Origin of the sequence: Burkholderia sp. HAN2018 (assembly GCF_024704855.1) — a bacterium.
Classification (GTDB): domain Bacteria; phylum Pseudomonadota; class Gammaproteobacteria; order Burkholderiales; family Burkholderiaceae; genus Burkholderia; species Burkholderia cepacia.
Genome location: NZ_QOBB01000071.1, coordinates 23,007 through 30,451, shown reverse-complemented (window position 1 = coordinate 30,451; position 7,445 = coordinate 23,007). Strand labels below are relative to the sequence as shown.

Here is a 7,445-nt window from a genome sequence, read left to right as displayed (position 1 = left end):
CCGGCGTGCGGCGGCGCGGGCCGGGCGGCAGGCCGACGGCCTGCGGCGACAGCCGCTCGCGGTGGGCGCGGATGAATTCGCCGAGCGCACGGGCGGGCGTGGCATCGAGCGGCGGGACGGGGACGGAGGACGGCTGGTTCATGCGGAAACGGCGAAGTGGAAGCGGGGATGCGGCAACGATCAGACGGGTGTATCGAATACCAGAATAACTGCTTAACTTGTACTGGTACAGGCGCGGGCCTATTGTAGCGGCTCGCGCGCTGCCAGGGGAGCGGGCGTCCCACAAAACGTGTTGCATGGGGCCGGAAAGTGCACTGACGCATCCGCGCCGGCCGATTGCGCAAGAGAAAGGAGAGAACGATGAAACACCACGACCAGGTCGCCGACGCATTCGGCACGACGGCCGCCGCCTACCTGACGAGCACGGTCCACGCGACGGGCGCCGACCTGCAGACGCTCGCCGACGCGGTGCGTGCGACGCCCGATGCCGCGGTGCTCGATCTCGGCTGCGGCGCCGGCCACGCGAGCTTCGCGGTCGCGCCGCACGTGCGCGACGTGGTCGCCTACGATCTCGCCGCGCAGATGCTCGCGACGGTCGACGCCGCGGCGCGCGAGCGCGGGCTCGCGAACATCCGTACGCAGCAGGGCCCGGCCGAGAAACTGCCGTTCGAGACGGCGACGTTCGACTGGGTCGTGAGCCGGATGAGCGCACACCACTGGCACGACATGCGCGCGGCGCTCGCCGAAGTGCGCCGCGTGCTGAAGCCGGGCGGCCGCGTGCTGATGATCGACATCGCCGGCAACGACCATCCGCTCCTCGATACGTACCTGCAGGCCGCGGAAGTGCTGCGCGACGCGTCGCACGTGCGCGACTACCGCGCGGACGAATGGCTCGCGATGTTCCGCGATGCCGGATTCGACGCGCACGTGCACAGCCGCTGGCGGCTGCCGATCGATTTCGATACGTGGGTCGCGCGCATCCGCACGCCGGCCGACAGCGTGACCGGCATTCGCGCGCTGTGGGCGCATGCGCCCGACGAGGTGCGCGGCTATTACGCGGTGCAGCCCGACGGATCGTTCGAGCACGACGCGCTGCTGATCGACGCGCACTGAGCGTGCGGTGCGCCGGCACGGTTTCGCCGACGCCCGCAAGCATGAAAAAAGCCGCGATACGCCACCGTGCATACGGTGGGTATCGCGGCTTTCACGTCGCCGGCCGGCGCGGCATCATGCCGCGCCGCATGCGGATCAGCCCGTGTTGCGCAGGCCGGCCGCGATCCCGTTGATCGTCAGGTGAATCCCGCGGCGCAGCCGCGCGTTCGTGTCGCCCGCGCGGTGGCGCTTGATCAGCTCGACCTGCAGGTGGTTCAGCGGATCGAGATACGGGAAGCGGTTCTTGATCGAGCGCGCGAGCAGCGGGTTGGTCGCGAGGCGGCCTTCGTGCCCGGTGATTTCCGCCAGCGCCTGCGCTGTGCGCTCCCATTCCGCGACGATCCGCTCGAACACGTGCTTGCGCAGCTTGCGGTCGGCGACCAGTTGCGCGTAGCGCGACGCGACCGCGAGGTCGGTCTTCGCCAGCACCATGTCCATGTTCGACATCAGGTTCGAGAAGAACGGCCAGGTCTTGTTCATCTTCTTCAGCAGCGCGACGCGCTTCGTGCGCTCGGCTTCATCCTGCGCGCCGTCGAGATATGCACTCACCGCGCTGCCGAAGCCGTACCAGCCCGTCAGCAGCAGCCGGCACTGGCCCCACGAGAAGCCCCACGGAATCGCGCGCAGGTCCTCGATCTTGCGCTGCTTCGGATCCTGCAGCTTGCGCGAGGCCGGGCGGCTGCCGATGTTCAGCTCGGCGATCTCGGTGATCGGCGTCGACGAGAAGAAATAGTCGGTGAAGCCCGGGGTTTCGTAGACGAGCGCGCGGTACGCGGCCATCGCCGAATCGGACAGCGTCTGCATCGCGGCCTCGAACGCCGGCAGCTGCGCGGGCGCGTTGTTCTGCGGCAGGAGCGTCGCCTCGAGCGTCGCGGCGACGACCGTCTCGAGGTTCCGGCGGCCGATCTCCGGGTTCGCGAACTTGCTCGCGATCACCTCGCCCTGTTCGGTCAGGCGGATCTGGCCGTTCACGGTGCCCGGCGGCTGCGACAGGATCGCCTGGTAGGTCGGGCCGCCGCCGCGGCCGACCGTGCCGCCGCGGCCGTGGAACAGCCGCAGCGTGATCTTGCGGTCGCGGAACAGGTCGACCAGCGCGAGTTCCGCGCGATACAGCTCCCAGTTCGACGTGAGGAAGCCGCCGTCCTTGTTGCTGTCCGAATAGCCGAGCATCACTTCCTGCTCGGCGCCCTGGTGCGCGATCAGCGCGTCGATGCCCGGCAGCGCGAAGTATTCGCGCATGATGCGCGCGGCGTCGCGCAGGTCGGGAATCGTCTCGAACAGCGGGATCACCATCAGGCTGTTGCGGGCGTTGCCGCCGGGCACGCCGAGCGCGCCTTCGAGCAGGCCCGTTTCCTTCTGGAGCAGCAGCACCTCGACGAGGTCGCTGACGGTTTCCGTATGCGAAATGATGTAGTTGCGCACCGCGCGCGGGCCGAATTGGGCGCGCACGTCGCGCGCCTTCTCGAACACGCCGAGTTCGCTCTGGGCGAGCGCGGAGTATTCGAGGTACGGCGAGCGCAGCGGACGCGGATCGGCGAGCGCGGCGAGCAGCACGCGCAGCTTGTCTTCCTCGGCGAGCGCCGCGTAGTCGGCCTCGACGCCCGCGCGCGCGAACAGCTCGGCGACCACGGCTTCGTGGATGTCGGAGCTCTGGCGCAGGTCGATGCTCGCGAGATGGAAGCCGAACACTTCGGCCGCGCGCACGAGCGGCGCGAGGCGCGGCGCGGCGAGCGACGTGCCGTGGTGTTCGTCGAGCGATGCGGTCAGCACCTTCAGGTCAGCGACGAACGCTTCGGAATCCGCATACGGGATCGCGCGCACGGGCGGCGCGCCGCGGCCCGCGCTGCGCACGGGCACCGTGCCTTCGCCGAGACGCACGCGCGCGCTTGCGGCGAGCCGCGTGTAGATGCCGATCAGCGCGCGACGATACGGCTCGTCGACGCGGTGCGGCGACTGGTCGGGCGACGCGGCCGCGAGCGCCTTCACGGCGTCGTTCGCGCCGACGAGCAGGTTCGACACGGACAGTTCGGCGCCGAGCTTGTGCACCTGTTCCAGATAGTGCTCGAGGATCACCGCGGCCTGGCGGTTGATCGCTTCGTCGAGCGTCGACGCGGTCACGTTCGGGTTGCCGTCGCGGTCGCCGCCGATCCAGCTGCCCATCTGGAAGAACGCGGGTACGCGCGCGGACAGGCCGTGCTCGGCGAGCGCGGCCTCGATGTCGCCGTACAGCGCCGGCAGTTCGTCGAGGAACGTCGCGCGGTAGTACGACAGCGCGTTCTCGATTTCGTCGCCGACCGTCAGGCGCGCGTCGCGCAGCATGCGCGTCTGCCACAGCGTGGTGACGCGTGCGCGCAGCATCGATTCGTTGTACTGGCGCTCGCGGCTGGTCAGCTCCTGGTCGCGCTCGGCGAGCAGGCGCGCGATGTCGTGCTGCGCGTCGAGGATGCTCTTGCGCTGCACTTCGGTCGGGTGCGCGGTCAGCACCGGCACGATCAGCGCATCGTCGAAGAAGCGCTGCAGCAGTCGCTTCGACGCGTTGCCGGTCGTTTTCAGCTGCTCGAGTGCGTACGCGACCGTGCCGGGCTGTGACGCGGAGCCGGCCAGCGCGTGGATGCGGCGGCGGCGGTTGTGGTGGCGGTCTTCCGCGATGTTCGCGAGGTGCGAGAAATAGCTGAACGCGCGCACGACGCTCACCGTCTGCTCCGGCGTCAGCTTGCGCAGCTTCTTCTCGAGCGTCTGCGCGGCTTCGCTGTCGTCCTCGCGGCGGAACTTGACGGCGGTCTGGCGGATCGTCTCGACGACGTCGAACACGGTGTCGCCTTCCTGCTCGCGCACGACGTCGCCGAGCAGGCGGCCGAGAAAGCGGATGTCGTCGAACAGCGGGCCGTCCTTGTCGTCGCGCGTGCGGGTGCCGGCCTTCGTCGCACCGGCCGTGCGGGCGGCCGGGCCGGCGGCTTTCGCCGTGCGTTTTGTCTGACGTATCGGGTCTTTCGGTTTCGTTGCCGTTTTCGCACGGCCGTTCGCGGCGGTGGCGACGGTGTCCGTCGAGGCGTCGGAGGAGGACAGGGCAGCATTGCGGCGCGCCGTACGCGCCGATCCGGAAGACTTCACGATGGGTTTCCTTGGGAAAGCTCGAGTCAAAAGGAACTGCGGAAACTGCGAAACTGCGGTCAAGCAACCAGCTACGTGCGGCACATCCGCACATCGGCGCCGCGACCCGCCCGGCGGCAGGCCGGACGCAGGCTCCGGGCCCGGGCGGGCGGGGGCGTGCGTGCTACCATTGTTCGATCTTCAATCCCGTCCTTCGATGTTCCAGCAATGAATTCCGAGACTCCTGCGGCCGGGCCGCAACAGGCACAGCCGCCCGCGACGTTGACGATTGCTTCGCGCGAGAGCCGCCTGGCGATGTGGCAAGCCGAACATGTGCGTGATGCGCTGCGCAAATTATATCCAGCTTGTGACGTGAAAATCCTCGGAATGACGACGCGCGGCGACCAGATTCTCGATCGCACGCTGTCGAAGGTCGGCGGCAAGGGCCTGTTCGTGAAGGAACTGGAGGCCGCGCTGGCCGACGGCCGCGCCGATCTCGCCGTGCATTCGCTGAAGGACGTGCCGATGGCGCTGCCGGAAGGCTTCTCGCTTGCCGCGATCATGGAGCGCGAGGACCCGCGCGATGCGTTCGTGTCGAACGACTACGCGTCGCTCGACGCGCTGCCGGCCGGCGCCGTGGTCGGCACGTCGAGCCTGCGCCGCGAGGCGATGCTGCGCTCGCGCTACCCGCACCTGGACGTGCTGCCGCTGCGCGGCAACCTCGACACGCGCCTGGCGAAGCTCGATCGCGGCGATTACGCGGCGATCATCCTGGCGGCCGCCGGCCTGAAGCGCCTCGGCCTCGAAGCGCGGATCCGCGCGCTGCTCGACGTCGACGCGAGCCCGCCCGCCGCGGGCCAGGGCGCGCTCGGCATCGAGATCGCGTCGCACCGCGACGACGTCGCCGCGTGGCTCGCACCGCTGCACGACCCGCAGACCGCGCTCGCGGTCGAGGCCGAGCGGATGGTGTCGCGCGCGCTCGGCGGCAGCTGCGAGGTGCCGCTCGCCGCGCATGCGGTGTGGCGCGCGGGCGAGCTGTACCTGACGGGCCGCGTGTCGACGACCGACGGCAAGCGCGTGCTGACCGCCGAGGAGTGCGGGGCCGTCATGAGCGTCGCCGATGCGCTCGCGCTCGGCCGCGCCGTGTCCGACGAACTCGAGGCGCAAGGCGCGCTCGAGATCGTCCAGGCGCTGCTCGCGGGCTCGCAGGCCGCCGGCAAGGGCGACGCCTGATGGCGGGCGGCGCGCGCGCGTTCACCGCTGTCCTGACGCGCCCGGACGGCCAGTCCGGCGCGCTCGCGTCACAACTGGCCGAGGCTGGTTGCGACGTGCTCGAATTCCCGTTGATCGATATTGCGCCCGTCGACGATCCGGCGCCGCTCGACGCCGCGTTCGCGGCGCTCGCCGATTACGCGCTGGTGATTTTCGTGTCGCCGAACGCGATCGACCGCGCGCTCGCGCAGTACGGCGCGATCTGGCCGAACGCGCTGCCGGTCGGCGTGGTCGGGCCCGGCAGCGTTGCGGCGCTCGAGCGTCACGGCATCGCGGCGCCCGCGCATCGCGTGATCGCACCGCAGGCGCCGGCCGACGGCGGCGTACCCCATTACGATTCGGAAAGCCTGTTCGCGTGCATCGAGGCCGAATTCGGCGGCGCGCCCGCGCTGGCGGGCAAGCGCGTGCTGATCGTACGCGGCGACGGCGGGCGCGAATGGCTCGCCGACCGGCTGCGCGAAGCCGGCGCGGACGTCACGCTCGTTGCCGCGTACCGGCGCGTCGTGCCCGAGCCGCGCGTCGGCGCGTGGGAGCGCGTGCATGCGCTGCTCGACGGCGAACCGCATGCGTGGCTCGTCACGAGCTCGGAGGGCGTGCGCAACCTGCACGAACTCGCGCGGACGCATCTGAACGATGCCGAGATCGCCGCGCTGAAGCATGTGCCGCTCGTCACGCCGCATCCGCGAATCGAGCAGACCGCGCGCGCATTGGGTTTTGATAGGATTACGCTGACCGGCGCGGGCGATGAGCGCATCGTCCGCGCGTTTCGAACGATGGCCGACGAGGCCGTCCAACCGGCGACAGCCGCACCGGTGACTAAACGCATGACAGATACCAACGATTCCAAAAGCGTCGCTTCCCAGCCGGCCGCTGCATCCGCACCGCCGTCCCGTCCTGCCTATATGGCGTCCGAACCACCCGCGCGCCGCGGCGGCAGCGCGGTGCTGTGGTTCGTCGTCGTCGTGCTCGGCTGCGCGGCGGGCGTCGGCGGCTACGCGCTGAACCGCAAGATCGACCGGCTCGATGGCACGTTCGTCGCGCGCCAGAAGGCGCTCGACGCGCAGACGGCCGAAACGCGGATGAAGACCGAGCAGGCGCTGGCGAGTACGCACCAGGTCGACACGCAGCTCGCGCAGCTCGACGGCAAGCTCGCCGACGCGCAGAGCGCGCAGCAGGCGCTGCAGCAGCAATACCAGGACCTGTCGCGCAACCGCGATGCGTGGATGCTCGAGGAAGTCGACCAGATGCTGTCGAGCGCGAGCCAGCAGCTTCAGCTGACCGGCAACACGCAGCTCGCGCTGATCGCGCTGCAGAATGCCGACGCACGCCTCGCCACCTCGCAGAGCGCGCAGGCCGTCACGGTGCGCAAGGCGCTCGCGCTGGACATCGAGAAGCTGAAGGCCGCACCGGCGGCCGACCTCACGGGCCTCGCGATCAAGCTCGACGACGCGATCGCGAAGATCGACGCGCTGCCGCTGTCCGGCGAGGCGATCGTCCCGCACGAAGCGCCGAAGGCCGCGCCGGCCGTGGCTGCATCGTCGGCCGTGGCCGGCGAGCCGCGCTGGAAGGTGTGGTGGCACGACTTCTCGGCCGGCCTCGGCCAGCAGCTGAGGGGGCTCGTGCAGGTGCGCCGGATCGACAACGCGGACGCGATGCTCGCGTCGCCCGACCAGGGTTACTTCGTGCGCGAGAACGTGAAGCTGCGCCTGCTGACCGCGCGCCTGTCGCTGCTCGCGCGCAACGACGGCGCGATGAAGGCCGACCTGCACGCCGCGCAGGCGTCGCTCGGGAAGTATTTCGACCAGGCATCGAAGGACACGCAGACCGTCGAGGATCTGCTCAAGCAGGTTGACGGCGCATCGCTGACGGTCGCGGTGCCGAACCTGAACACGAGCCTGAACGCCGTTCAGCAGTTCAAGAGCCGGGGGTAA

Annotated in this window: 4 protein-coding genes and 1 pseudogene; 3 read left to right on the top strand and 2 right to left on the bottom strand. The window is 69.9% G+C overall.

The features are described 5' to 3' along the window. Window positions 1-142 (bottom strand): annotated as a pseudogene (locus DPV74_RS19330) (transcriptional regulator); the annotation flags it as partial. A 218-nt stretch (window positions 143-360) separates the two neighbouring features. On the opposite strand from DPV74_RS19330, the gene DPV74_RS19325 reads away from it, so the two are divergent. Further along, window positions 361-1,113 carry a class I SAM-dependent methyltransferase gene (locus DPV74_RS19325; RefSeq protein ID WP_027786741.1) on the top strand — a complete coding sequence of 251 codons (753 nt, stop codon included), beginning with the start codon at window positions 361-363 and terminating at the stop codon, window positions 1,111-1,113. A gap of 135 nt (window positions 1,114-1,248) precedes the next feature. Here the strand turns inward: DPV74_RS19325 and ppc are convergent, their stop codons facing one another. Continuing rightward, window positions 1,249-4,263, bottom strand: coding sequence for a phosphoenolpyruvate carboxylase (gene ppc / locus DPV74_RS19320; RefSeq protein WP_060359489.1), 3,015 nt, complete (start codon window positions 4,261-4,263; stop codon window positions 1,249-1,251). Window positions 4,264-4,470: 207 nt separating this feature from the next. Here ppc and hemC point away from each other — a divergent pair, with 207 nt between their 5' ends. Continuing rightward, window positions 4,471-5,475 (top strand): hydroxymethylbilane synthase, encoded by a 1,005-nt coding sequence (gene hemC / locus DPV74_RS19315; protein WP_027786743.1) that lies wholly within the window; start codon window positions 4,471-4,473, stop codon window positions 5,473-5,475. Continuing rightward, complete coding sequence (gene hemDX / locus DPV74_RS19310) at window positions 5,475-7,445, top strand: fused uroporphyrinogen-III synthase HemD/membrane protein HemX (protein WP_119337787.1); 1,971 nt, start codon at window positions 5,475-5,477, stop codon at window positions 7,443-7,445. Before hemC ends, hemDX begins: the two co-directional genes overlap by 1 nt.